This window comes from Streptomyces sp. NPDC019224, assembly GCF_040632605.1.
GTDB lineage: Bacteria > Actinomycetota > Actinomycetes > Streptomycetales > Streptomycetaceae > Streptomyces.
In genome coordinates this window covers 69,371-92,447 of record NZ_JBEYCF010000010.1, presented here as the reverse complement: position 1 = coordinate 92,447, position 23,077 = coordinate 69,371, and the positions used below count along the sequence as shown (strand labels likewise).

The 23,077-nt window shown below is 71.5% G+C and carries 20 protein-coding genes and 4 pseudogenes; 16 read left to right on the top strand and 8 right to left on the bottom strand.

Annotated features, from left to right (window positions below; genetic code table 11):
• Positions 1-104: 104 nt before the first annotated feature.
• The 7 genes and pseudogenes from ABZ564_RS09105 to ABZ564_RS09075 all read left to right on the top strand — a co-directional run.
• Positions 105-1,781 carry an acyclic terpene utilization AtuA family protein gene (locus ABZ564_RS09105; RefSeq protein ID WP_360852185.1) on the top strand — a complete coding sequence of 559 codons (1,677 nt, stop codon included), beginning with the start codon at positions 105-107 and terminating at the stop codon, positions 1,779-1,781.
• Complete coding sequence (locus tag ABZ564_RS09100) at positions 1,778-3,376, top strand: carboxyl transferase domain-containing protein (RefSeq protein WP_360851957.1); 1,599 nt, start codon at positions 1,778-1,780, stop codon at positions 3,374-3,376. Before ABZ564_RS09105 ends, ABZ564_RS09100 begins: the two co-directional genes overlap by 4 nt.
• An 8-nt stretch (positions 3,377-3,384) precedes the next feature.
• Positions 3,385-5,337, top strand: coding sequence for a biotin carboxylase N-terminal domain-containing protein (locus ABZ564_RS09095; RefSeq protein ID WP_360851954.1), 1,953 nt, complete (start codon positions 3,385-3,387; stop codon positions 5,335-5,337).
• On the top strand, positions 5,334-6,494 hold the full coding sequence (locus tag ABZ564_RS09090) for an acyl-CoA dehydrogenase family protein (RefSeq protein WP_360851951.1): 1,161 nt from the start codon (positions 5,334-5,336) through the stop codon (positions 6,492-6,494). The genes ABZ564_RS09095 and ABZ564_RS09090 overlap by 4 nt, the downstream gene beginning before the upstream one ends.
• A gap of 158 nt (positions 6,495-6,652) precedes the next feature.
• Positions 6,653-6,991, top strand: a pseudogene (locus ABZ564_RS09085) (4-coumarate--CoA ligase family protein); the annotation flags it as partial.
• Between the two features lie 116 nt (positions 6,992-7,107).
• Complete coding sequence (locus ABZ564_RS09080) at positions 7,108-7,566, top strand: prevent-host-death protein (protein ID WP_360851948.1); 459 nt, start codon at positions 7,108-7,110, stop codon at positions 7,564-7,566.
• Positions 7,567-7,697: 131 nt separating this feature from the next.
• Positions 7,698-8,174: pseudogene (locus tag ABZ564_RS09075) on the top strand (Uma2 family endonuclease); the annotation flags it as partial.
• 113 nt (positions 8,175-8,287) lie between these two features.
• Here ABZ564_RS09075 and ABZ564_RS09070 read toward each other — a convergent pair.
• Positions 8,288-9,646, bottom strand: a complete 1,359-nt coding sequence (locus ABZ564_RS09070; protein ID WP_360851945.1) for a hypothetical protein — start codon at positions 9,644-9,646, stop codon at positions 8,288-8,290.
• Between the two features lie 724 nt (positions 9,647-10,370).
• Positions 10,371-11,059 (bottom strand): annotated as a pseudogene (locus ABZ564_RS09065) (transposase); the annotation flags it as partial.
• 33 nt (positions 11,060-11,092) lie between these two features.
• Between ABZ564_RS09065 and ABZ564_RS09060 the strand changes: the two are divergent.
• Together ABZ564_RS09060 and ABZ564_RS09055 are read left to right on the top strand one after the other, a co-directional pair.
• A pseudogene (locus tag ABZ564_RS09060) lies at positions 11,093-11,647 on the top strand (DUF5753 domain-containing protein); the annotation flags it as partial.
• Positions 11,634-11,822 (top strand): DUF397 domain-containing protein, encoded by a 189-nt coding sequence (locus ABZ564_RS09055; RefSeq protein WP_360851942.1) that lies wholly within the window; start codon positions 11,634-11,636, stop codon positions 11,820-11,822. The pseudogene ABZ564_RS09060 and the gene ABZ564_RS09055, both read left to right, overlap by 14 nt.
• Before the next feature lie 218 nt (positions 11,823-12,040).
• Here the strand turns inward: ABZ564_RS09055 and ABZ564_RS09050 are convergent, their stop codons facing one another.
• Positions 12,041-12,472, bottom strand: coding sequence for a hypothetical protein (locus ABZ564_RS09050; protein ID WP_360851940.1), 432 nt, complete (start codon positions 12,470-12,472; stop codon positions 12,041-12,043).
• Between the two features lie 117 nt (positions 12,473-12,589).
• Positions 12,590-13,174: a hypothetical protein gene (locus tag ABZ564_RS09045; RefSeq protein ID WP_360851937.1), complete on the bottom strand. Its 585-nt coding sequence runs from the start codon at positions 13,172-13,174 to the stop codon at positions 12,590-12,592.
• A gap of 167 nt (positions 13,175-13,341) precedes the next feature.
• On the opposite strand from ABZ564_RS09045, the gene ABZ564_RS09040 reads away from it, so the two are divergent.
• Together ABZ564_RS09040 and ABZ564_RS09035 are read left to right on the top strand one after the other, a co-directional pair.
• On the top strand, positions 13,342-15,003 hold the full coding sequence (locus ABZ564_RS09040; RefSeq protein WP_360851934.1) for a hypothetical protein: 1,662 nt from the start codon (positions 13,342-13,344) through the stop codon (positions 15,001-15,003).
• A gap of 38 nt (positions 15,004-15,041) precedes the next feature.
• Entirely contained in the window at positions 15,042-15,833 is a 792-nt protein-coding gene (locus ABZ564_RS09035) for a hypothetical protein (RefSeq protein WP_360851931.1), read from the top strand.
• A 51-nt stretch (positions 15,834-15,884) separates the two neighbouring features.
• On the opposite strand, the gene ABZ564_RS09030 is transcribed toward ABZ564_RS09035, so the two are convergent.
• Positions 15,885-16,307 (bottom strand): MerR family transcriptional regulator, encoded by a 423-nt coding sequence (locus ABZ564_RS09030; RefSeq protein ID WP_360851928.1) that lies wholly within the window; start codon positions 16,305-16,307, stop codon positions 15,885-15,887.
• 54 nt (positions 16,308-16,361) lie between these two features.
• Between ABZ564_RS09030 and ABZ564_RS09025 the strand changes: the two genes are divergently transcribed.
• Positions 16,362-17,339, top strand: a complete 978-nt coding sequence (locus ABZ564_RS09025; protein WP_360851925.1) for an SDR family NAD(P)-dependent oxidoreductase — start codon at positions 16,362-16,364, stop codon at positions 17,337-17,339.
• Positions 17,340-17,626: 287 nt separating this feature from the next.
• Here the strand turns inward: ABZ564_RS09025 and ABZ564_RS09020 are convergent, their stop codons facing one another.
• Both ABZ564_RS09020 and ABZ564_RS09015 read right to left on the bottom strand, forming a co-directional pair.
• Positions 17,627-18,166, bottom strand: a complete 540-nt coding sequence (locus ABZ564_RS09020) for a hypothetical protein (RefSeq protein ID WP_360851922.1) — start codon at positions 18,164-18,166, stop codon at positions 17,627-17,629.
• Between the two features lie 54 nt (positions 18,167-18,220).
• Positions 18,221-18,889 (bottom strand): Type 1 glutamine amidotransferase-like domain-containing protein, encoded by a 669-nt coding sequence (locus tag ABZ564_RS09015; protein ID WP_360851919.1) that lies wholly within the window; start codon positions 18,887-18,889, stop codon positions 18,221-18,223.
• A 251-nt stretch (positions 18,890-19,140) separates the two neighbouring features.
• Between ABZ564_RS09015 and ABZ564_RS09010 the strand changes: the two genes are divergently transcribed.
• The 3 genes from ABZ564_RS09010 to ABZ564_RS09000 all read left to right on the top strand — a co-directional run bounded on the left by ABZ564_RS09010 (position 19,141) and on the right by ABZ564_RS09000 (position 21,076).
• Entirely contained in the window at positions 19,141-19,878 is a 738-nt protein-coding gene (locus tag ABZ564_RS09010; protein ID WP_360851916.1) for an enoyl-CoA hydratase family protein, read from the top strand.
• Complete coding sequence (locus ABZ564_RS09005) at positions 19,866-20,462, top strand: TetR/AcrR family transcriptional regulator (protein WP_360851913.1); 597 nt, start codon at positions 19,866-19,868, stop codon at positions 20,460-20,462. The genes ABZ564_RS09010 and ABZ564_RS09005 overlap by 13 nt, the downstream gene beginning before the upstream one ends.
• 68 nt (positions 20,463-20,530) lie before the next feature.
• Positions 20,531-21,076: a GNAT family N-acetyltransferase gene (locus tag ABZ564_RS09000; protein WP_360851910.1), complete on the top strand. Its 546-nt coding sequence runs from the start codon at positions 20,531-20,533 to the stop codon at positions 21,074-21,076.
• Between the two features lie 27 nt (positions 21,077-21,103).
• On the opposite strand, the gene ABZ564_RS08995 is transcribed toward ABZ564_RS09000, so the two are convergent.
• Positions 21,104-22,213 carry a citrate synthase 2 gene (locus ABZ564_RS08995; RefSeq protein ID WP_360851907.1) on the bottom strand — a complete coding sequence of 370 codons (1,110 nt, stop codon included), beginning with the start codon at positions 22,211-22,213 and terminating at the stop codon, positions 21,104-21,106.
• A gap of 215 nt (positions 22,214-22,428) precedes the next feature.
• Here ABZ564_RS08995 and pdxH point away from each other — a divergent pair, with 215 nt between their 5' ends.
• On the top strand, positions 22,429-23,064 hold the full coding sequence (gene pdxH, locus ABZ564_RS08990; RefSeq protein ID WP_360852182.1) for a pyridoxamine 5'-phosphate oxidase: 636 nt from the start codon (positions 22,429-22,431) through the stop codon (positions 23,062-23,064).
• The last annotated feature ends 13 nt before the right edge of the window (positions 23,065-23,077 follow it).

The window sequence follows — 23,077 nt, the reverse complement described above, 5'->3', positions numbered from 1 at the left end:
CGACCGTCGGGTCTGCGACCGTCGGGCGCGGGGCGCTGGGGACGGCCCGGGCGCCCGGGCCCGCGACCCCGGAACGCGGGGAGCCCCCGCCCCCGCCCCTCCGTATCGGCAACGCCTCCGGCTTCTACGGCGACCGCTTCGACGCCCTGCGCGAGATGCTCACCGGCGGCCCGCTCGACGTCCTCACCGGGGACTACCTCGCCGAGCTGACCATGCTCATCCTCGGCCGCGGCCGCCTCAAGGACCCGGAGCGCGGCTACGCCTCCACGTTCCTGCGGCAGCTGGAGGAGGGGCTCGGTCTCGCGCACGAGCGGGGCGTGAAGATCGTCAGCAACGCGGGCGGGCTCAACCCGGCCGGGCTCGCCGACGCGATACGCGAGCTGGCCGGGAAGGTGGGCGTGCCGGTGCGGGTCGCCCATGTGGAGGGCGACGGCCTGCCCGTACCGGAAGGGTTCCTCACCGCCAACGCCTACCTCGGCGGCGCGGGCATCGCGGCCTGTCTGAGGGCCGGTGCCGAGGTCGTCGTGACCGGCCGGGTGACGGACGCCGCCCTCGTCACCGGCCCCGCCGCCGCCCACTTCGGCTGGGGCCCGGACGACCACGACGCGCTCGCCGGGGCCGTGGTCGCCGGGCACGTCCTGGAGTGCGGGACGCAGGCCACCGGCGGCAACTACGCCTTCTTCCGCGACCACGACATCCGCCGCCCCGGCTTCCCCCTCGCCGAGATCCACGCCGACGGCAGCTCCGTCATCACCAAGCACGACGGCACCGGCGGCGTCGTCGACCTCGGCACCGTCACCGCCCAGCTCCTCTACGAGACCGGCGGCGCCCGGTACGCCGGACCGGACGTCACCGCCCGGCTCGACACCGTACGGCTGACGCGGGACGGCCCGGACCGGGTCGGGATCTCCGGCGTACGCGGCGAGGCCCCGCCGCCCACGCTCAAGGCCGGGCTGACCCGGCTCGGCGGCTGGCGGAACGAGGTCGTCCTCGTCCTCACCGGGCTCGACATCGAGGCCAAGGCGCGGCTCGTCCGGGACCAGGTGGAGGACGCCTTCGAGCGCGCCGGGCGCCGGCCGCGGGAGGTCCGCTGGGAGCTGTCCCGCACGGACCGGGCCGACGCCGGCACCGAGGAGACCGCCAGCGCCCTGCTCCGGCTGGTCGTCCGGGACCGCGAACAGGAACCCGTCGGCCGTGCGCTGTCCGGTGCCGCGATCGAGCTGGCCCTCGGCAGCTACCCCGGCTTCCACCTCACCGCCCCGCCCGGCAAGGGCGCTCCCTACGGGGTGTTCGAGGCGCGGTACGTACCGGCGAAGGACGTGGAGCACGTCGCCGTACTGCCCGACGGAACGCGGCTGACCGTCGGCCGTCCCGTACGGACACGGCCCCTTCAGGACGTCGGACAGCCGCCTCTGCCACCGCCGTCGGACCCCGGGCCCACCCGCCGCGCGCCCCTCGGCCGGGTCGCCGGGGCCCGGAGCGGGGACAAGGGCGGGGACGCCAACGTCGGCGTGTGGGTCCGGGACGGCGAGGCGTGGCGGTGGCTGGCGCACGCCCTGACCGTCGAGCGGTTCCGGCAGCTCCTCCCGGAGACCGCCGGGCTCACCGTCGTCCGCCATGTCCTGCCGAACCTGCGCGCGCTGAACTTCACCGTCCACGGACTGCTCGGCGAGGGCGTCGCCGCGCAGCACCGCTTCGACCCGCAGGCCAAGGCCCTGGGGGAGTGGCTGCGCGCCCGCCACCTGGAGATACCCGTAGCCCTGCTGGAGGTGCCCGCATGACCGTCCTGCCCACCGCGCTCGACACCGCGAGCCCCGACTACGCGGCCAACCGGGCCGCCATGCTCGACAAGCTGGCCGAGCTGGACGCGGCGCACGCCCAGGCGCTGGAGGGCGGCGGCGAGAAGTACGTCGCGCGGCACCGGGGGCGCGGCAAGCTGCTCGCCCGCGAGCGCGTCGAGCTGCTGGTCGACCCGGACACCCCGTTCCTGGAGCTGTCGCCGCTCGCCGCCTGGGGCAGCGAGTACACGGTCGGCGCCTCGCTGGTCACCGGGATCGGGGTGGTGGCGGGCGTGGAGTGCCTGATCACCGCCAACGACCCGACCGTACGCGGCGGCGCCTCCAACCCGTGGACGCTGAAGAAGGCGCTGCGGGCCAACGAGATCGCCTTCGCCAACCGGCTCCCGGTGATCAGCCTGGTGGAGTCCGGGGGCGCCGACCTCCCCTCCCAGAAGGAGATCTTCATCCCCGGCGGGGCGCTCTTCCGCGACCTCACCCGGCTCTCCGCCGCCGGCATCCCGACCGTGGCCGTGGTCTTCGGCAACTCCACCGCCGGTGGCGCGTACGTCCCCGGCATGTCCGACCACACGGTCATGATCCAGGAGCGGTCCAAGGTGTTCCTGGGCGGCCCGCCCCTGGTGAGGATGGCGACCGGTGAGGAGAGCGACGACGAATCGCTCGGCGGCGCCGCGATGCACGCCCGCACCTCCGGGCTCGCCGACCACTTCGCCGTCGACGAGCACGACGCCCTGCGTCGGGCGCGCCGCATCGTCGCCCGCCTCAACTGGCGCAAGGCGCACCCCGATCCGGGACCGGCCGAGCCGCCGAAGTACGACGCGGACGAGCTGACCGGCATCGTGCCCGGCGACCTGAAGGTGCCGTTCGACCCGCACGAGGTGATCGCCCGGCTGGTCGACGGCTCGGACTTCGACGCGTTCAAACCGCTGTACGGGACGAGCCTGGTCACCGGCTGGGCCGCTCTGCACGGCTACCCCGTCGGCATCCTCGCCAACGCGCGGGGCGTGCTGTTCAGCGAGGAGTCGCAGAAGGCCGCCCAGTTCATCCAGCTCGCCAACCAGCGCGACATCCCGCTCCTCTTCCTGCACAACACCACCGGCTACATGGTCGGCAGGGAGTACGAGCAGGGCGGCATCATCAAGCACGGCGCGATGATGATCAACGCCGTCTCCAACTCGAAGGTCCCGCACCTGTCGGTCCTGATGGGCGCCTCCTACGGCGCCGGTCACTACGGCATGTGCGGCAGGGCGTACGACCCGCGCTTCCTGTTCGCCTGGCCCGGCAGCAAGTCCGCCGTCATGGGCCCGCAGCAGCTGGCCGGGGTGCTCTCCCTCGTGGCCCGCGCCTCGGCCGCCGCGAAGGGCCGCCCGTACGACGACGAGGCGGACGCCGCCCTGCGCGCGATGGTCGAGCAGCAGATCGAGTCCGAGTCCCTGCCGATGTTCCTGTCCGGGCGGCTGTACGACGACGGGGTCATCGACCCGCGCGACACCCGGACCGTCCTCGGGATGTGCCTGTCCGCCATCCACACCGCACCGGTCGAGGGCGCCCGGGGCGGCTTCGGCGTCTTCCGGATGTGAGGAGTGAAGTGATCACCAGCCTGCTCGTCGCCAACCGGGGCGAGATCGCCTGCCGGATCTTCCGCACCTGCCGGGCCCTCGGCATCGCCACCGTCGCCGTGTACTCCGACGCGGACGCCGGCGCGCTGCACGTCCGGGAGGCCGACACCGCCGTACGGCTGCCGGGCGCGGCCCCCGCCGACACCTATCTGCGCGGCGATCTCGTCGTGGCCGCCGCGCTCGCGGCCGGGGCGGACGCCGTGCACCCCGGGTACGGCTTCCTCTCCGAGAACGCGGGCTTCGCCGCCGCCGTGCGGGACGCCGGGCTGCGGTGGATCGGCCCACCGGCCGAGGCCATCGGGCTGATGGCGTCCAAGACCCGCGCCAAGGAGCTGATGGCCGCCGCCGGGGTGCCGCTCCTCGCCCCCGTGGACCCGGCCGCCGCGACCGCCGACGACCTGCCGCTGCTGCTGAAGGCGGCGGCCGGCGGCGGTGGGCGCGGGATGCGGATCGTACGGGAACTAGCCGACCTGTCGGCTGAGTTGACCGCCGCCGCGGCCGAGGCGCTGTCCGCGTTCGGGGACGGCGAGGTGTTCGCCGAGCCGTACGTGGAGCGCGGCCGGCACGTCGAGGTCCAGCTCATGGCCGACGAGCACGGCGGGGTGTGGGCGCTCGGGACCCGCGACTGCTCGCTCCAGCGCCGCCACCAGAAGGTCATCGAGGAGGCGCCCGCGCCGGGCCTGTCGGACGCGCTGCGGACGCGGCTGCACGAGGCGGCGGTGGCCGCCGCCCGGGCCGTGGGGTACCGGGGGGCCGGGACCGTGGAGTTCCTGGTCGCTCCCGGCGGGCGGCCGTACTTCCTGGAGATGAACACCCGCCTCCAGGTGGAACACCCCGTCACCGAGGAGGTGTTCGGGCTCGACCTCGTCGCGCTCCAGCTCCGGATCGCCGAGGGCGAGCCACTGCCGTCCGCCGAGCCACCGCCGCCCGTCGGGCACGCCGTCGAGGCCCGGCTGTACGCGGAGGACCCGGCGCGCGACTGGCAGCCGCAGACCGGAGCGCTGCTCGCGCTGGAGGTGCCGGAGGAGCCGGGCGTGCGGCTGGACACCGGGTACACGGGCGGTGACACGATCGGCGTCCACTACGACCCGATGATCGCCAAGGTGATCGCCCGGGCGCCGACGCGCACCGAGGCGGTGCGGCTGCTCGCCCGCGCCCTGGAGCGGGCGCGCATCCACGGCCCGGTGACCAACCGGGACCTGCTCGTCCGGTCGTTGCGGCACCCTGATTTCGTGGGCGCCCGCCAGGACACCGGGTTCTACGACCGCCACCTGGCGGCGCTGACCGGGGCCGCCGCCGAGGGCCCCGCCCTGCTCGCCGCCACCGCCGCCGCCGTGGCCCAGGCCGCCCGTAACGCCACGTCCACCACGGGCGGCTTCACCCGCTTCGGCGCCTGGCGCAACCTCCCCTCGCAGCCCCAGGTCCGGCGCTACCGCGGCGAACCGGACGGCGTCGCGTACGAGATCACGTACCGCCCGACCCGGGACGGCCTGAGCGTGGGCACCGAAGGCGTGCGCGTGGTCTCGGCGGGCCGGGTCCGCGTCACCCTCGAACACGAGGGGGTCACCCGCCACTTCGAGGTCGTCCCGGATGACGACAGGGTGTACGTCGACACCGCCTCCGGCGCGTACACCTTCACCGCCCTGCCCCGCTTCACCGACCCCGCCGCCCGCACCGAACCCGGCTCCCTGCTCGCCCCCATGCCCGGCACGGTCGTCCGCCTCGCCGACGGCCTCGCGGAGGGGGCGGCCGTCGAGGCCGGGCAGCCGCTGATCTGGCTGGAGGCGATGAAGATGGAGCACCGCGTCCTCGCGCCCGCCTCCGGCACCCTCACCGCCCTGCACGCCGCGCCCGGCCTCCAGGTGGAGGTCGGCGCCCTGCTCGCCGTCGTCACCGACCCTTCTGAGGAGCCGCCCGTATGAGCACCGCCCTCGAAACCGAAGAGCACCAGGCCCTGCGCGCCGCCGTCGCCGCCCTCGGCAAGCGGTACGGGCGCGCGTACATGACGTCCCTCGTCAGCGAGGGCGGCCACCCCCACGAGCTGTGGGCGGACGCCGCGAAGGCGGGCTTCCTCGGCGTGAACCTCCCCGAGGAGTACGGCGGCGGGGGCGCGGGCATGGCCGAACTGTCCATCGTTCTCGAAGAATTGGGCGCGGCCGGCTCCCCGCTCCTCATGATGATCGTGTCGCCCGCCATCTGCGGCACGGTGATAGCCCGCTTCGGCACGGAGGAGCAGAAGCGGCAGTGGCTCCCCGGGCTCGCCGACGGCTCCCTCACCATGGCCTTCGGCATCACCGAGCCGGACGCCGGCTCCAATTCGCACCGCATCACCACCACCGCCCGCCGCGACGGCGGGGACTGGCTGCTCACCGGCCGCAAGGTGTTCGTGTCGGGCGTCGACATCGCGGACGCGACGCTGATCGTCGGCCGTACGGAGGACGCGAGGACCGGCAGGCTCAAGGCGTGCCTGTTCATCGTCCCCCGCGAGACGCCCGGCTTCCAGCGGTCGCAGATCGACATGGAGGTCCACGCCCCGGAGAAGCAGTTCGAACTGGTGCTGGACGAGGTGCGGCTGCCGGTGGAGGCATTGGTGGGGGATGAGGACGCGGGGCTGCTCCAGCTGTTCGCCGGCCTCAACCCCGAGCGCATCATGACCGCCGCGTTCGGCATCGGCATGGGCCGTTACGCGCTCGGCCGGGCCGTCGAGTACGCGAAGACCCGCCAGGTCTGGAAGGAGCCCATCGGCGCCCACCAGGCCATCGCCCACCCCCTGGCCCAGGCCCACATCGAGCTCGAACTGGCCCGCCTGATGATGCAGAAGGCCGCCCGCCTGTACGACGCGGGCGACGACGCCGGCGCGGGCGAGGCGGCGAACATGGCGAAGTACGCGGCGGGGGAGGCGTGCGTGAAGGCGGTGGACCAGGCGGTGCACACGCTGGGCGGCAACGGCCTCACGCGCGAGTACGGCCTGGCCTCGCTGATCACGGGGGCACGGGTGGCGCGGATCGCGCCCGTCAGCCGGGAAATGATCCTGAACTACGTGTCCCACCAGACCCTGGGTCTCCCCAAGTCGTACTGAAGGGCGCACAGTTGCCCGTACGTACGCGAGAGGCCGCCGCCCACCGCACCGAAGGGGCCGACCCGCCATGGCGCACGTGTTCCGCAGCGATTCCCCTTCGCTCGACGCGCCGGAGGGCGCGTCCGGCGAGATCCTGATCCGGGGCCCCAGGCCATGAAGAGGGCTACCAGGTCGCGCCCGCGGAGCTGGAGGCGCTGCTCCTCGCCCATGAGTCGGTGGTGGATGCGGCGGTGCTCGGCGTCCGGGACCCCGACGGCAACGAGATCCCGAAGGCTTATGTGGTCCGGGGCGCGGGGGCGGCGGTGACGGCGGAGGGCCTGATGGAGCGGGTGGCGCCGTATAAGAAGGTGCGACGCGTGGAGTTCACGGAGACGGTGCCCCGGGCGGCCTCGGGGAAGATCCTGCTGCGGGAGCTGCGGGAGCTGCGGGAGCTGCGGGAGCTGCGGGAGCTGCGGGAGCTGCGGGAGCTGCGGGAGCGGGAGGCGGGGCAGGGGTGAGGGGCCTCCTCTTCCCGAAAGTGTGCCTTCGTCGCGCATGCCGGTGGGGCACACCCTCGGGGCGGGGGGCTCATTCTCCCCTGAACTTCCGAACAGGTTCCGAATACAATCGACGCATGATCCCGGCAGCTGGCATCTCCGCCACCACCCGCCGCTCCTCGGACCTGAGCAAGCACTCGGCCGAGGTCTTCGCCGAGCCCGAGAACCACCCCGTCACGGTGACCCGCCGGGACGGTGCGGCGCTGGTCCTGATGTCCCAGCGCGAGGCCGAGGGGCGTGCCCGCCTGCTGGACTTCGCCGCGCAGCTCATCACGGTGACGCTCGACGAGAACGGCACGCTTGCCGAGCGTATGGTCAAGGCGTTCCCCTGGATGCTCGCGCTGTCGCCGTCCGACAGAGAGTCCTGCGCGCAGGATCTGGTCGACGCCGCGCGGGCGTCGTTCGCCACCAACCAGCCGCACCTGGCGATCGCCGAGCTGACCTCCTGGAAGGAGACGGCCACGGCGGTGGCTGCGGGACTCGGCAGCGCCGACCTCGATTGGCTGGACGTGGGCGAGACCGTGGAGCGTCCCTGACCGTGGCCGCCGCGAAGATAGGGGGATCTGGTCCCCCGGCCTCCGAGGAAGACCGAGTACGAGATCCGGTTCGCCACCGCCGACGCGCAGCGGGGGTGGCGTGACCTGGTCGCGACGATCCGTAACCAGATGACGGAGCCCTCGTCTTCATCGCCCCGCAGCGGTGGTGGCACGGCCATCTCGTCACGATGCTCACCGTGGCTCTCATGGAACAGGCACCGGCCGATGTGAGGATCGGGCGGGAGATGGCCATCACACTCGACCAGCGAAATCGGCCCGATCCGGATCTGCTGGTGACGACGGCCCCCTTCGATGGTCACCGCACCTGGTTCGCACCGGATGAAGTACGGCTCGCGGCAGAGGTGGTCTCCCCGGAGTCCGCACACCGGGACCGCACGGTGAAACTGCGGAAATACGCGGAGGCGGGCATCCCGCACTACTGGCGCATCGAGGACGAGGAGGGGGCACCCGCCGTCCACGTCTACGAACTGGACGAGCCGATCGCCACCTACGTACCCGTCGGCACCTTCAGAGGCTCGCTCACCCGTCCGGTGCCCTTCGAGATCAACCTCGACCTGGAGAAGCTCACCCCACCCCGCCGCGGCTGAGTGAGCACCAAGGCTGTACGGCGTGCGGAGGATGTGGGTAGCGACGCCAGTCGCAGCTCTTCGACCGTGCTAGAACATCAGCTTTGAAAGATTTTGGAAGTTCGTGAGGAGCCTCAGTGAGGTCGAGCCCAGGCGGCATCGCGGCCCTTAGTGAATTCACGCGCTTTTCTCCTCCACCGCTCGTAGACGAAGAGCACCGATCCTGCGAATGCGATTCGCCCCGTAAGCATGACGGACCATATGTGACCAAGAGTTAGATGTGTGGTGAACGCGAGAGTGATGATGCAGGGCACCACACCACAGAACATCACTACGGCGAGGGCTAGTAGCGATGCTTTTGGGGCGATGACAATCTTGAGTATGGCAGAGCCGAATCCGGCCACTGGCTCAATCAGCAGCTGCACGCCCACAAGGCGGATAGCTAGCTCTGTATCCTGATGTGAAAGTACTGACCCGAAAATGGTGACAAATACCTGCGGGGCTGCAATCAGTACCAGTCCCATGGGAACCAGGACGAGTGCTATGCAGGTAGCGAAGAACCGAATCCGCTTGTCCGTGGAAGCAAGATCTGGGCTGCCCTTTGCCATTCTTCCGCCAGCCACCCCGAACTGCTTCATTGGGATGATGAGTGAGCGAACGGCGCTGATCAGTGCCGCAGTAGCGGCACCGGTGGTAGCCCCAGCGTGAGTCGCCAGCATCGTGATGATAGCGAAAGAACTCATCATAACCAGGCCATCTGCTGCTCCAGCGGCCAGAGAAGGAATCTGCCGCACATGAAAGCCCAGCCGGTACTTAAGTTGCTTAACGCCGTTTCGCATGCCTGCGAACAGGATAGATTTATCCGGCCCCAATCGCCGCCACTGACGAAATAGGGTGAATGAATCAATCGTGGCGCCAAAGAGGCCGATCACAATGAGTATTGAGTGGGGGCCGAGGCCGGCCAAGGGGAGGAGAGCAGCGACGGTACAGGTGATTATGAAATTCTCAATCGTTGTGCGAAGCTGCATCCCCTCTCGCTTACCGACGACGAGTAGCCCGGATATCAATGATTGAATCGGAGCCAAAAGCATGGTCGGCACCCGGCACCAGTAGGCCAGGCCGGTAAGGCCGGTACTGTCTAGCGCGGTGACGACGAAACCCACAACGGCCAACGCTAGTGCGAGTGCGCCCAGAGAAAGCGTAACGGTTGCACATACGCTCTCCAGTGACCTCTGTCGCTCACTGTGCCCCTGTGCCCGGCTCAGCCGCTGAACGACCAAAATCATTCCGCCGGTGGCCAGCATCGTCGCTGCGGACATGGCAGTTACCGATGTTCCGTACGCCGCAGCTACCTCCGGCAAGTATCCCCGGATAGATGTGAAGAATACGAGTGAGTGCAAGCTCGAGATGAACGTTGCGGCGGCAAGCTTCCCTCCTGCCGCCATGAAGCTTGCGCCCAGTGCTACCTTCCCGCGACCCTGCAAAATGGACATCTAGATTGTCGCACCTTCGATTTCCCGCTCACTCATTTCATTAATATCGTCGAGGATTATCCCGAAGTTACTCCTCAAAAACTCGACGATTACCCAATATGGCGTAACCGCTTCCCTGAAGGGTCAGAAGCGAGATATGTACCAAGGGATCTACTTGAGGAACTGATTGATAGTGTCAGTTTTTCCGATTCGTTCTGAGTGACCAGACTGCCCTATCGACTCGTGGTGGAGGAAGGTACCACCAGGGAGGCTCTCGCAAAGGCGCTGAAGGAACCCCTTTCTTGATGGTTGATTGCACGGAACAAGAAGCTCTCCCGCTGCCATGCTCTGTGGAAGATCGTCTTGGACTCAGGAAAGCACAGATCGGCGGGCGCCTCTAGAGGTATTCGTCGGGAAAGCTCGCCCATGCATTTTCGCGAACAGGCTGCACTGCATTCAAAGTACATTTAACGTTAGAGATCTGGGCAAAGAGGTACTTTCATGTTGCATGGGTGTGCATATTGGATGGGTACGCGCGACACCTCTCCGGGTATGGGGCGATGCCGGCGTGGCCGCTGATCGTGTGCCGGGCTTGTGCGATCGGGTGCGCAATGGACAGGGCTTCCTTGTCGGTGAGGAGGTGTATATGGCTCAACTCGGCATCATGGAAGCCCTGTTGGTTGCGTATGCCTGCCGCACTGCACCTGCCTCACGCCCTTGCCGAGTGGGTGACGGTGCTTATTGATCAGAAACTCATGGGGTTCTCGTCCAGGACGTAGCGGACGTGTGGGCCGCCGAAGTAGCCGCGGATGGTGTGTGGCTGGCGTTGGCGTCTGCGGAAGAAGCGGCGGGTCTCGGCGGCGAGTTCGGCCTGGTCTCGGGCCCGGTGCTGCTTGGGCAGACTGTGCTTGAGGTCGGCATTGACCAGCTCGTCGGGGTTCAGCTCGGGCGAGTACGGGGGCAGGAAGTGCAGCTCGATGTCGTCGGGGTGGGCGGTGAGCCAGGTGCGGACCTTCTTGGAGCGGAGGGCGGAGTGCCCGTCGACCACGAGGTGGCCCTTGGTCTCGAAGTGGCCGGCGAGGCGGACATCGCGTTCACCGAGAACCGGTTCCCGGTCCGCCGCACCACGGGCGTCTTCCCCTTCTCTCCCCAGGTGCGGCCGGTGACCTGGTCCGAGCGGATGCCGACCTGGTCGGCGAAGAGGATCTCCCCGCCGTCGGCCCTCGCCTTCGCGCGGATCTCCGGCCAGGTCTCCTGATGCCAGCGGCGTACGGCTTCGGGGTCCTGCTCGACGGCCCGCTTGTCCGGACGCTGGAAGCACAGCCCCCAACGCTTCAGGTACTTGCCCACCCCCACCTCGGTCAGCCGCACCCGGTACAGCTTCGCGATCAGCTCGCCCACCAGCCGCCGCGTCCACAACTGCCCGGAAAGCCCACGTCACAGGGCCGGTGATCAGAGGCGGCATCGTCGCTGTCGATGTACGAGAGCGACATCGTTCCGGGGCCGCTGCAAACCGAGGGATACGCGCGAGAGATCATCCGCACGCACATCCGTGACATCGGTGAGGTGGATCTCGACGGACGCGTACGGCTGCGCATCGAGCGACAGGCAATGCTGACCCGTGCCACTGACCCGCCGGTACTGAGGGCGGTGCTGGGCGAGGCGGTGCTTCGTCGCCCTGTCGGCGGACGGGAGGTGATGGCGCAACAACTGGCCCACCTGATCTACGTATCAGAGCGCGCGAACGTCTCCATCAGAGTGGTCCCCTTCGCAGCCGGCATGCATGCCGGGGTGGTGACAGGGCTGTTCGTGATCCTGCGGTTCCCGCTGACTGGCGAGGGGGTCGCCACGGAGCCGCCGACGGTCTACGCGGACGGGTACACCGGGGGGCTGTATCTGGACAAGGAGCGGGAGGTGCGACAGTACGACGCGGCCTTCGACGACGTCTGGAACGCATCGCTGGATGAGCAGGCGTCACGGCGCCTGATGGGTGAGTTGGCAGGGAGCTATGAAAAGGGTTGACGACGCTAAGTGGTTCAAATCGAGCCACAGCAATGGAAACGGCAACTGTGTCGAGGTCGCGAACCTCGGTATGGCGGTTGCCGTACGGGACAGCAAGGTGCAGGCCGGTCCGGTGTTGACGTGCGCCGCAGACGGGTGGCGTGCGTTCGTCGGCAGTGTCGTCCGGGACGCGTAGCGGACCGGGCCTGCGGCCCCTCGCTCGGGCGCCGGCTGCGGTGTGCCGGACCGGCGGCTCGGAAGACCTTCGTACGGCGAAACACCGTTGGTCCAACCCCGTGGCCAGCGCGGCGCCTCGATATCGGGGCTGGGCAGAGGGCGTGATCTTGAACCGGGATCACGCCCTCTGTGTTTGTCAGATCGCCTTCGATGCTTGCGGGCCGTACGACGGCGCCCCTAGAGCTCGTGGTCCTGGGCCAGTTCGTCCCAGCGAAGGTCGAGCAGCGCGGGTTCGGCGTCCTCCCCCGAGGGGACGTCCAGGGCGCTTTGGAACCAGATGACGGCGAGGGCGGAGCGGTGCAGGACCGGGTCCAGGGCGGGCGCCACCGCCGTCGAGCGGAAGAGGCCGGTACAGGCCACGGAAGGCAGCACTTCGACAGGCCCGAACGCCCCGGCGGTCTGGTCCGGATACTCGAGGCGCGGCGGCACCAGGTGGAGCGGCGTGGAGGGGAACGCCTGCTCCGCCTGCCTCCGCAACCCCCGCAGCTTCATCTCATTGACGGGCTTGCACGGGTAGCCCTCCAGGAATCCGGCGTACGTCGAGGACATACGTATCTCGGTGAGCTCGACCGGACGACCCGACGACAGAACGATGCGACTGAGCGACATGCGCACACCCTAGGCGGGGCGGGAACGTGGTGCCGGGCCGACTGGGCCCCGGGCACCACGACCGTCCCGGACTGGAACGACGAGCGCGTCGCGCCGCGCTGATGGTCGCGGACAACGTCAGGTGAGCGGGGCCTCCGGGAAGTCCAGTTCGTCCAGGAGGGCCGCGAACAGGTCCTCCGCGAAGGTGTGGTGCGTGCGCAGGAGGTCCTCGATGTGGTGCTGCTGGGCCGTGGTGCGGACGCCGGCCGCTGTCGCCCAGGCGAGAGCGCGCTCGGCGACCGTGGGGACGTCCGCGTCCAACTCTGCCCGCTTGCGGGCGTAAGCCTCCTCGAACTGCGGGGTGTTCAGCCACAGGCTCTCGTCGTCCACGTCCTCGGGTGTCCTGAGGAGCACGCGCGCGGCGATGTGCGGGTTGAGCCATCCCTGCCAGCGGCGGCCCTCGGTGTCCAGGCCCGTCACCAGGGCGAGGTCGCTGTCGTGGACGTCGGCGAAGCAGGCCGGGGCGCCGGTCCATTCGACCAGGGCGGGCAGCAGCTCGTACTGCCAGAAGCCGTGCGTCAGTTGCAGGGTCTGCCAGCCGCCCGGGCGCGGCGGCCACGCGTGCGCGCCGTCGTCCAGCTGCTGGGCGGCGCCGCCGAACACGGGGGCTTCCGACAGAGGGTGTTGGCTGCGGGCGAAGACCAGGTGACCTGTGAATCCCATGGGCGCACGGTAGGGGGCGCCACCGACACCGACCGTTCCGGTCACGTCGTGACGGCGGTATGGACACGGCTCGGGGGCCGGTCCGGCGCCGGTGCGGTGCGGCGGCGATCATGGCGGGCACAAGTGGTTCTACGGGAGGGGCGGACGTGTTCGGCAAGGCGGCACGCATGGTGCGGAACCTGGAGGCGACCGGGGTCGGGCTGGTGCCGGACCACGCGGTCGTGGTCGACGCGCCGGACGCGCGCGCCGTCGAGGCGCTGGCCGCCGTACGTCGCGGCGCGTACGCACCGGCCCGTACGCTCCTCGCCGCCACCCGGGAGGAGGCCGGCTGGACGCTCCGGCACGAGGTCGTCACCGCGCTCGCCGAGATCGCGGTGGACGACGCGGCGTGGCTGGGGGCCTGGCTGGACGAGTCGCCGGAGGACCCTGACGCCCTCGCCGTCGAGGCGTTCCGGCGGATCGAGGAGGCGTGGCGGGTCCGTACGGCCGCGCGCGCGAAGGACGTGGACGAGGAGCGGTTCCGGGCCTTCCACGCGCTGCTGAACGATGCGCTGCCGGTCATCGAGGCGGCCGTCGCGGCCAGCCCCGGCGACCCGGTGCCGTGGTCCGCCGCCCTGACCCACTGCATCGGCGCCCAGGCGCCGCGCGACGTGTTCGAGGAGTGCCTGGGCCAGGCGCTCGCCTGCGCGCCGCACCACCTGCCCACCCACACGCACGCCGTGCAGTACCTCGCCGCCAAGTGGTACGGCAGCCACGAGGAGATGCTCGGCTACGCGGCCCGCGCCGCCGCCGACGCGCCGGAGGGTTCGCCGCTGCGCGCCCTGGAGGTCGTGGCCCTGACCGAGGTCGGCCTGCAGGCGGGGCGGCGGCACGACGGCGGGGCTCCTGGCGCCGACCGGGCCGACGCGATCATCGCCACCGCGCAGGCGTACTCCGCCTCGCGCCCGCCCGAGGACCACGCGGCCCGGCTGGTCCGCAACCACCTGGTGTGGGCGCTGAACGGGCGCGCACGCTGGACCGAGTCGCTGGACGTCTACCGCTCCATCGGGCGGTACGCCACCGCGTACCCGTGGAGTTACGCGGGCGAGCCCCTGGCGGCGTTCCTGGAGTTTCGGGAGGGCGCCCGGGCCGGGCTCGCCGCCTCCGTCCCCCGCAACGGCACCGTCCCCGCCCCCACGGTGCCCCTGCCGGAGTCCGCGCAGGCGGCCCACGAGATCGCGTACGTGCCCGGCGCGCCGCAGCGCGTCTCGCAGGAGCTGCTGCTGTGCGGGGCGACCGTCCGGCTCGCCCCGGCCGGGCGGTGGACGCTGATGGAGTCGGCCCCCTCGCAGGAGACGCCCGGCAAGCGGGGGCGCCGGGCGACGGTGCTGCGGCTCGACGGGCTCGCGGCGGTCGCGGAGACCGCGTTCGACTCCGCCGGGCTGACCACGCTGGTCGCCCGTTGCGAGGGGGCCGACGCCCGCGTGCTCACCGTCGTCGCCAAGGGCGGGACGGCCGCGCGGCACCGGTGGGCGGGGCCCGGTTCGGTGCCGTCCCAGGAGACCGCGCAGCAGCACGCGGACGTGCTGGTCGCAGCGGCCGGCCAGGGCGACGCCCGCGAGATCGCGCGGCTGCTGCGCGACCCGGGCGACCCGTCGGAGCTCCTGATCCGCACCCTGGCCGCGCTCGGCCTCCCGCCGCTCCCGGCCGGCTTCGGCGAGCGCGCCGAGCTCCTGGCCGACGCCCGGGGCGTTACGGTCCACCGGGCGCGCTCGCTGTGGCAGGGCATGAAGGACTTCATGAGCGACGAGACGGACCCGAACCCGCCGTTGCAGCTGGACGGGCGGTAGCCGGACGATTGTCCTTGCCGTGCGCTTCACTGGCCCTCATGGAGCTCACGCAGACGGCCCTCAACGACCTGCTCGCCACCCTCGACCCGGCGGGCCACATCTACCTGCCGGGTGCCGAGGACCCGCAGAGACTGACGGAGGCGCTCGCCGGCCGATTCGGCGCACCGCGCACCCTCGTCCTCGACGGCTTCCGCGATCCGACGGTCGACGCGTCCTCGGGCGCCGCGCTCCTCGCCCCGTTCGAGGACCGAGTGGTGAAGATGCGGGCGTGGGCCTACGGGGACCAGTGGATCGGTACGGGGACGGTGCGGGACCCGGAGGGCGTCGAGCGGGTGGTGCTGGTGGTCGCGCGGAGGGAGGTCCCGGAGCCTCTGTCGGCCGCCCCGGGCGAGGACGTCGACTGGGTGGACCGGCTCATACGGATCACCGGCTGGGCCGGGCCGCCCCGGCGGCCGGACGTGGACTGGGGGGAGGTGGAGGCGCGCCTGGGCACCGCGCTCCCCAGCGACTACAAGCGCATGGTCACCACGTTCGGCAACGGCGCCTTCGACGCGTACCTGAGCCTGAACCAGGAGCCCTGGACACACTTCGGGGACGACCGGCTCCTCGTCTGGGCGGGCACGGAGCACGAGGATCTGTACTGCTGGCGGCTCGACGGCGACGACCCCGACCGGTGGCCCGTCGTCGTCAGGTCCTTCGACAACGAGGACACGTTCTTCGACTGCGGGACCGCCCAGTTCGTCTGCCGCATCCTCGTCGACCCGCACCACCCGTACACGATGGCCCGTTACTTCGACACGCACTGGTTCATGAATTATGACGAGGGGTGAGCGGACGGGACGGCGTCGCGGCGGCCGGGCACGGGCGACGCGTGTGCGTCCTCAAGCCGTCGGGTCCCAGAGGCCGTTCGCCCGGTCGCGTGCCAGGTGGTCCGCGTAGACGCCGACCTTCCAGGTGATGACCGAGCGGCACTCCTCCAGCGCCTCGATCTGGGCGTCGACGCGTTGCCGGTGGGCGTCGAGGAGCCGGAGACGTTCCGATTCATTGCCCGGGCCCTGGCGTACGAGGGCGGCGAAGCGCTTCAACTCGGCCAGGGGCATTCCGGATTCGCGCAGCTTCACACAGATCAGCAGCCAGTCGACGTCCAGCGCGCTGTAGCGGCGCCGGCCGCCGGAGGTGCGAGCCACCGGGCCGACGAGCAGGTTCTCGCGCTCGTAGAAGCGCAGGGCGTGCACGCTGAGGCCGGTACGTTCGGCCACCTCGCCGATGCTCAAGGAGTCGGCCGGAGTGTCGGTGGTTGCCATGGGCGCAGTGTAGGGCTTGACCTAGACCTCGCTCTAGATCGTAGCTTCGTCTCCATGACCACCACCGAACAGCAGCCCATCGGCTCGCCCTTCTCCGCCGCCAGCACCGCCCAGGACGTCACCGCCGGCCTCGACCTCGCCGGCCGGAACGCCGTCGTGACCGGGGGCTACTCCGGGCTCGGGCTCGAAACGACCCGCGCGCTCGCGGCCGCGGGGGCCCGTGTCCTCGTCCCGGCGCGGCGGCCCGAGAGCGCCCGCGCCGCACTCGCGGACCTGCCCGGCGACACCGAGGTCATCCCCATGGACCTGTGCGACCTCGGGACCGTACGGGCGGCTGCCGCGCGTATCCGCGAGGAACTGCCCGCGCTCGACCTCCTCTTCGCCGCTGCCGGAGTCATGGCGGCCCCGGAGCGGCACGTCGGCCCCGGGTGGGAGAGCCAGTTCGCGGCGAACCACTTCGGGCACTTCGCCCTCGCCTGCGAGCTGTACCCGCTCCTCGCCGCTGCTCGTGACGGGGCGCGTGTCGTGGTCTACAGCTCCGGCGCCCACGGCATCACGGACATCCGCTGGCACGACCCGCACTTCCGTACCGGGTACGACAAGTGGCAGGCGTACGGCCAGGCCAAGACCGCCAACGCGCTCTTCGCCGTGCACCTCGACGCCCTCGGCCGAAAGGACGGCGTCCGGGCCTTCTCGCTCCACCCGGGCAAGATCATCACCGGGCTGCAGCGGGAGATGGCGCTCCAGGAGCAGATCGACAACGGATGGGTGGACGAGCACGGCAAGGTGATCGGCGAGGGCTTCAAGACGCCCTCGCAGGGCGCCGCGACCGGGCTCTGGGCCGCCACCTCACCCCTCCTGGCCGGCCGGGGCGGCCTCTACCTGGAGGACTGCGACGTCGCGGTCCTCTCCACTTCCGGGCAGCCCGTGGCCGACGGCGGCGTCTGCTCCTACGCCGTCGACCCGGACGGAGCGGCCCGGCTGTGGGACCTGTCCGTCGCCGCGACGGGGGCGATGCCGGTCGGCCGGTGACGCGAACGCGGATCCGCCGGCCGGGCCGGTACGGGGACGGATCCAGTCGGGCGAGCAGGTCGTTGAGAGCCGTCTGCGTGCGCTCCATGACGGCCGCCCCGGGCGAGGACGTCGACCGGGTGGACCGGCTCCTACGGATCACCGGCCGGGGGCGGGCTCCCCGGCGGCAGGACGTGGACTGGGGCCGGCCGAGCACGGCTTCGACCCGGCGGCGCCGGGCTGTGAGCTGGACGTCCTGAAGGCCAGGACTTGACGTCCTCCCGAGGTGACATGGCCGCACGGGGGCCTTACTGCCAGCCTGCCGCCTTGAGCACGGAGGCGGCGACGTCCGGAACGGGAACGTCCGTGGTGTCGACGGTGAAGTCCTCGAGTGCGGTCCGGCCGAGGATCTCGTCCAGCTCCGTGGTCCGGTCCAGGTGCCAGCGCAGCGCCTCGGGTTCGTCTGCGTGGCGCTGCGCCAGTCGTCGCTGCAGGACCGGCAGCTCGGCCCTCAGCCGGCATACGGTGAGGTCGGTCCCCACGGCCTCGGCCAGTCGGTCCCGCTCGGCCCGTTGCTCGATCACGCCCGCGAGGACGAGGCGAGCGGCACCGGCGGCGACGTAGTTCCCGGCCACGCTCCGCAGGTTCCGGAGCAGCATGGTGAAGTTGAACCGGTCCCCCGGAGGGGCGGGCCACGCCTGCCTCAGCCAGTCCAGGTCGAGGACGGCATGAGGGACGCCGGCCTCGGCGAGGAGGCCGCCCACCGCACCGGCGACGCTGGTTTTGCCCACGCCGACGGTGCCGTTGATCAGGAGCGCGGCGGGGGCGTGGCGGTGGTCGGGACGCATCTCAGCATCGTACAGAGGGGGTTGCCGGGGTTCCTGGGACACCTCGTCCAGCGGTCAGGGGCGCCCGGGGGAGCGAACCGGGGCCTTTCCGTCCAGGCCCGGCACGGTGTGAAGGCCGATGGTCTCGCCATCGCTCAGGCAGCGATGGCGGAGACCGGCCTCCGTGAGACAGGCGACGGCCCGGTCCGCCCCCGCCGCGTCGGGGTGGTCGGACCGCCAATGCGGAACGAGCCGGAAGGGCACCAGGCCGAGACAGGACGGCTGGACGTCGGCCGGGTAGCCGTCGGGGTGGACGCCCGGGTCGTCGATGAGGTCGATGCCGCGCAGGTCGGGTCCGGTGACACAGGCCCCGGCCGAGTAGCCGCCGTAGACGAAGTCGTGCCGGTGCTGTTGTGTCCGCAAGGCATCCGCGAAGCGGGACTGCGTCATCGCGCGGGCGAGGACGAAGGCGTTGCCGCCCAGCGCCCAGACGAGGTCGAGCGCCGCCAGACGGGCGGCGAGCTCACCGGGGGCGGAGAAGTAGTCGCGCAGGTCGAGTTCCTCGCAGGTGTACCCGAAGGACTCCCAGGTGCGGATCTCGCGCGGCAGATCCCGGGCCCGCGAACAGCCGTACTGATCGAGCGCGTTGAGTACGATGCCGGCCCGCCCGGTCCGGGATGCCGGTGGGAGCGCGGCGGGGCGCTCGCCCGGCTTGAGGTACCAGGAGCTGAGGAGAAGTCGCACGTCGGTCTCCCGGGTGTGAGTGCTGTGTGCGGTACGGGGCTCGACGAGCCGGCCGCGTCCGAAACGAACGATACGAGGCTCGTCGGATGGGCGACGCCGTGCCCGGAGGACCGTCACGGTGATCAGGCTGCGGAGGGCGGCAGGCCCTTCCCTGACGCCGGCAAAATCATGCAAGCGCGCTTGATTGTTCTTGCGCCTGCTGCCACGCTCGACGCGACAGCCGGCAGAGAGCAGTGAAGGAGACCCCGAGGATGAGCCACCTCGCCCCGCCCGCCCACGCGCGCGGCATCACCACCCTCACGCTCGACTCGCCCGCCCACCGCAACGCCCTGAGCGCCGGCCTCGTCGCCGGGCTGGCCGAGGCCCTGGACACCTGCGCGGCCGACGACTCCGTGCGCGCTGTCGTCCTCACCCACACCGGCACCACCTTCTGCGCGGGCGCCGACCTGCGCGCCCCGGCCGACCCGCACGACTTCGTCGCCCTCATGCGGCGGATCGTCGCCCTGCCCAAGCCCGTCGTCGCCCGGGTCACCGGGCACGTCCGGGCCGGCGGGTTCGGGCTGCTCGCGGCCTGCGACATCGCGGTCGCCGGACCCGACGCCACCTTCGCGCTCACCGAGTCGCGGCTCGGGCTCGCGCCCGCCGTGGTCTCGATGCCGCTGCTGCCGCGCATCGACCCCCGTGCCGCCGCCCGGTACTGCCTGACCGGCGAGCGGTTCGACGCGGCCGAGGCCGCCCGGATCGGGCTGGTCACCCTGGCCGCCGAGGACGTGGACGCGGCGCTCGACCCCGTACTGGACGGGCTGCGCCGGGCCTCGCCGCAGGGGCTGGCGGCCTCCAAGGCGCTGGTCACGGCTACTGTGCTGGAGAATTTCGACCAGCACGCCGAAGACCTCATCGCCCGCTCCGCCCGGCTCTTCGCCTCCGCCGAGGCCCGGGAGGGGATGACGGCCTTCCTCGAACGACGGGACCCCGCATGGGCGTTGTGACACCGGGCGGCACCAGCCCGGGCCCCAAGCAGAACCGCAGCCGCGCCACCCGCCGACGCCTCCTCGAGGCCGCCGTGGCCTGCCTCGCCGAGCACGGCTGGGCCGGGTCCACCGTCGCCGTCGTCGCGGAGCGGGCCGGGGTCTCGCGCGGCGCGGCCCAGCACCACTTCCCCACCCGCGAGGACCTGTTCACCGCCGCCGTCGAGTACGTCGCCGAGGAACGCTCCGCCGCCCTGCGCGCCGTCCCCGCCCAGGACCGCGCCGCCGTCGTCGCCGCCCTGGTCGACCTCTACACCGGGCCCCTCTTCCGCGCCGCCCTCCAGCTCTGGGCCGCCGCGTCCAACGAGGAGCAACTGCGCCCCCGCGTCACCGAGCTGGAGGCGCGGGTCGGCCGCGAGACCCACCGCATCGCCGTCCACCTGCTGCGCGCCGACGAGGCGAGGCCCGGGGTGCGGGAGACCGTGCAGGGGCTGCTCGACATGGCCCGCGGGCTGGGGCTCGCCAACGTCCTCACCGACGACACCGCCCGCCGCCGCAGGGTCGTGGCCCAGTGGGCGGCGCTGCTGGACGGGGCGCTGGGCTGAGGGGGCGGCCGGGGCCCGGTCCCGGAAACGGGTTGGTGGCGACGCGACGCCCGTATATCGTCCCCGGCATGACCAGCAGCCCCGTGTCTCCCTTCCCCGAGCACGTCCGACTGACGGGCGAGGGGCTCGTGTTGCGCGACTGGACCGAGGACGACCTCGCCGCGATGCCGGAGCTGTTCGACCACCCGGACATCGCGTACTGGACGCCGATCGTCTCGCCGTTCGACGACGCGGCCGCCCGCGCGCGGCTCGACAAGGCCCGGCAGTTGCGGGCCGACGGCACGGCCGTGCTGCTCGCCATCACCCTCGACGGCGGGGCGCCGCTCGGCGAGGTGATGCTGCGGCGCGCCCCCGAGGGCACGGAGCTGGGTTACGCGGTCGGCCCCGCCCACCGCGGGCAGGGGCTCGCCGGGCGGGCGGTGCGGGTGATGGCCGCGTACGCCTTCGGGGAACTGGGCGTCGACCGGGTCGTCCTGGAGCTGGAGGCGGAGAACGCGGCCAGCGTCGCCGTGGCCACCGCGAACGGCTTCCGGCTGCTCGGCGTCCCCCTCATCGAGGGCGAGGAGAAGGGGCGCCCGTACGCCCTCCAGACCTGGGCGCTCGACCGCGCCTGATCCGGCGGACGCCGGGCGCCGCCCGGCTCAGTTCCCCAGGTCCGTCAGCTCCCCGTACCCCTCGACCTCGCGCGGGCCGCGCGCGGCCGGGCCCACGTAACGCGCCGACGGGCGCACCAGGCGGCCCGTCCGCTTCTGTTCCAGGATGTGCGCCGACCAGCCCGCCGTACGGGCGCACGTGAACATCGACGTGAACATGGGCGCCGGGACCTCGGCGAAGTCCAGCATGATCGCCGCCCAGAACTCCACGTTCGTCGCGATGACCCGGTCCGGGCGGCGCGCGTGCAGCTCCTCCAGCGCGGCCTTCTCCAGCGCCCGCGCCACCTCGTACCTGGGCGCCCCCAGCTCCTCGGCGGTGCGCCGCAGCACCCGGGCGCGCGGGTCCTCGGCCCGGTAGACGCGGTGGCCGAAGCCCATCAGCCGCTCACCCCTGTCCAGCGCCTTCCTCACGTACGCCGTGGCGTCGCCGGTCCGCTCGATCTCCTCGATCATGCCGAGGACCCGGGACGGGGCGCCGCCGTGCAGCGGGCCGGACATGGCGCCCACCGCGCCGGACAGCGCGGCGGCCACGTCGGCGCCGGTGGAGGCGATGACCCGGGCGGTGAACGTGGAGGCGTTCATGCCGTGCTCGGCGGCCGAGGTCCAGTACGCGTCGACGGCCTTCACGTGCCGGGGGTCCGGCTCGCCGCGCCAGCGGATCATGAACCGCTCCACGACGGACTCCGCCTTGTCGATCTCGCGCTGCGGGACCATCGGCACGCCCTGTCCGCGCGCCGACTGCGCCACGTACGACAGCGCCATCACGGCGGCCCGCGCCAGGTTCTCGCGGGCGGTCTCCGCGTCGATGTCCAGCAGCGGTCTCAGCCCCCACACCGGGGCGAGCATCGCCAGCGCGGCCTGCACGTCGACCCGGACGTCACCGGAGTGCACCGGGATCGGGAACGGCTCGGCGGGCGGCAGGCCGGGCTCGAACGCCCCGTCCACCAGCAGCCCCCACACCTGGCCGAAGGAGACGTGACCGACGAGCTCCTCGATGTCGACGCCCCGGTACCGGAGCGAACCGCCCTCCTTGTCGGGTTCGGCGATTTCCGTCTCGAACGCGACGACTCCTTCGAGTCCGGGTACGAAGTCGGACATCAGGCGGCTCCCTCGGATCGACGGCTGCGGCGGGCCCGGAAGCCCACCCTCGATACTGGCGGGTTCCGTCGGGGCCGGGAAGCGTGGCGGCACGCAACGCCGCCCGTGCTCCCGCGCAACGGCGGGCGGACCTCCTGCCGGTCCGGCCGCTGCGGCAGGATGGCTCCGTGCCCACCGCAGACTCCTCCTTCGATTCCACCACCGATCCGGCCGCGATGCGCGAGCAGTACCGTTCCGAGACCTTCACCGAGGACTCGCTCGCCCCGGATCCCATGGACCAGTTCGCCCTGTGGTTCCGGCAGGTCGCCGCCGGCGGGATGCTCCACGAGCCGAACGCCATGGTGGTGTCCACCGCGACCCCCGAGGGCCGCCCCTCCTCCCGTACGGTGCTGCTGAAGATGTACGACGCACGCGGGTTCGTCTTCTTCACCAACTACGGCTCCCGCAAGGGCCGCGAACTGGCGGCCAACCCGTACGTCTCGCTGCTCTTCCCCTGGCACCCGCTGGCCCGCCAGGTCATCGTCACCGGCACCGCCGCCCGCGTCGCCCGCGAGGAGACCGTCGGCTACTTCCGCACCCGCCCGCACGGCTCCCAGCTCGGCGCCTGGGCGAGCGACCAGTCGACGGTGATCGGCAGCCGCGAGGAGCTGACCGCCCGCTACGAGGAGCTGTCGGCCCGCTACCCGGAGGGCGAGAAGGTCCCGGCGCCGCCGCACTGGGGCGGCTTCCGCGTCGTCCCCGACACGATCGAGTTCTGGCAGGGCCACGAGAACCGGCTCCACGACCGGCTGCGGTACGTCCGGGAGGGCGGCGAGGACGCCAGGTGGCGCGTCGAGCGGCTGTGCCCCTGAGCAGGGATTCCCC

What these genes read in the sequence shown, in the direction of transcription:
- ABZ564_RS09100 (WP_360851957.1), top strand. Translation starts at nt 1,778, where the DNA reads ATGACCGTCCTGCCCACCGCGCTCGACACCGCGAGCCCCGACTACGCG.
- ABZ564_RS09090 (WP_360851951.1), top strand. Translation starts at nt 5,334, where the DNA reads ATGAGCACCGCCCTCGAAACCGAAGAGCACCAGGCCCTGCGCGCCGCC.
- ABZ564_RS09080 (WP_360851948.1), top strand. Translation starts at nt 7,108, where the DNA reads ATGATCCCGGCAGCTGGCATCTCCGCCACCACCCGCCGCTCCTCGGAC.
- ABZ564_RS09070 (WP_360851945.1), bottom strand. Translation starts at nt 9,646, where the DNA reads ATGTCCATTTTGCAGGGTCGCGGGAAGGTAGCACTGGGCGCAAGCTTC.
- ABZ564_RS09055 (WP_360851942.1), top strand. Translation starts at nt 11,634, where the DNA reads ATGAAAAGGGTTGACGACGCTAAGTGGTTCAAATCGAGCCACAGCAAT.
- ABZ564_RS09050 (WP_360851940.1), bottom strand. Translation starts at nt 12,472, where the DNA reads ATGTCGCTCAGTCGCATCGTTCTGTCGTCGGGTCGTCCGGTCGAGCTC.
- ABZ564_RS09045 (WP_360851937.1), bottom strand. Translation starts at nt 13,174, where the DNA reads ATGGGATTCACAGGTCACCTGGTCTTCGCCCGCAGCCAACACCCTCTG.
- ABZ564_RS09040 (WP_360851934.1), top strand. Translation starts at nt 13,342, where the DNA reads ATGGTGCGGAACCTGGAGGCGACCGGGGTCGGGCTGGTGCCGGACCAC.
- ABZ564_RS09035 (WP_360851931.1), top strand. Translation starts at nt 15,042, where the DNA reads ATGGAGCTCACGCAGACGGCCCTCAACGACCTGCTCGCCACCCTCGAC.
- ABZ564_RS09030 (WP_360851928.1), bottom strand. Translation starts at nt 16,307, where the DNA reads ATGGCAACCACCGACACTCCGGCCGACTCCTTGAGCATCGGCGAGGTG.
- ABZ564_RS09025 (WP_360851925.1), top strand. Translation starts at nt 16,362, where the DNA reads ATGACCACCACCGAACAGCAGCCCATCGGCTCGCCCTTCTCCGCCGCC.
- ABZ564_RS09020 (WP_360851922.1), bottom strand. Translation starts at nt 18,166, where the DNA reads ATGCGTCCCGACCACCGCCACGCCCCCGCCGCGCTCCTGATCAACGGC.
- ABZ564_RS09010 (WP_360851916.1), top strand. Translation starts at nt 19,141, where the DNA reads ATGAGCCACCTCGCCCCGCCCGCCCACGCGCGCGGCATCACCACCCTC.
- ABZ564_RS09005 (WP_360851913.1), top strand. Translation starts at nt 19,866, where the DNA reads ATGGGCGTTGTGACACCGGGCGGCACCAGCCCGGGCCCCAAGCAGAAC.
- ABZ564_RS09000 (WP_360851910.1), top strand. Translation starts at nt 20,531, where the DNA reads ATGACCAGCAGCCCCGTGTCTCCCTTCCCCGAGCACGTCCGACTGACG.
- ABZ564_RS08995 (WP_360851907.1), bottom strand. Translation starts at nt 22,213, where the DNA reads ATGTCCGACTTCGTACCCGGACTCGAAGGAGTCGTCGCGTTCGAGACG.
- pdxH (WP_360852182.1), top strand. Translation starts at nt 22,429, where the DNA reads ATGCGCGAGCAGTACCGTTCCGAGACCTTCACCGAGGACTCGCTCGCC.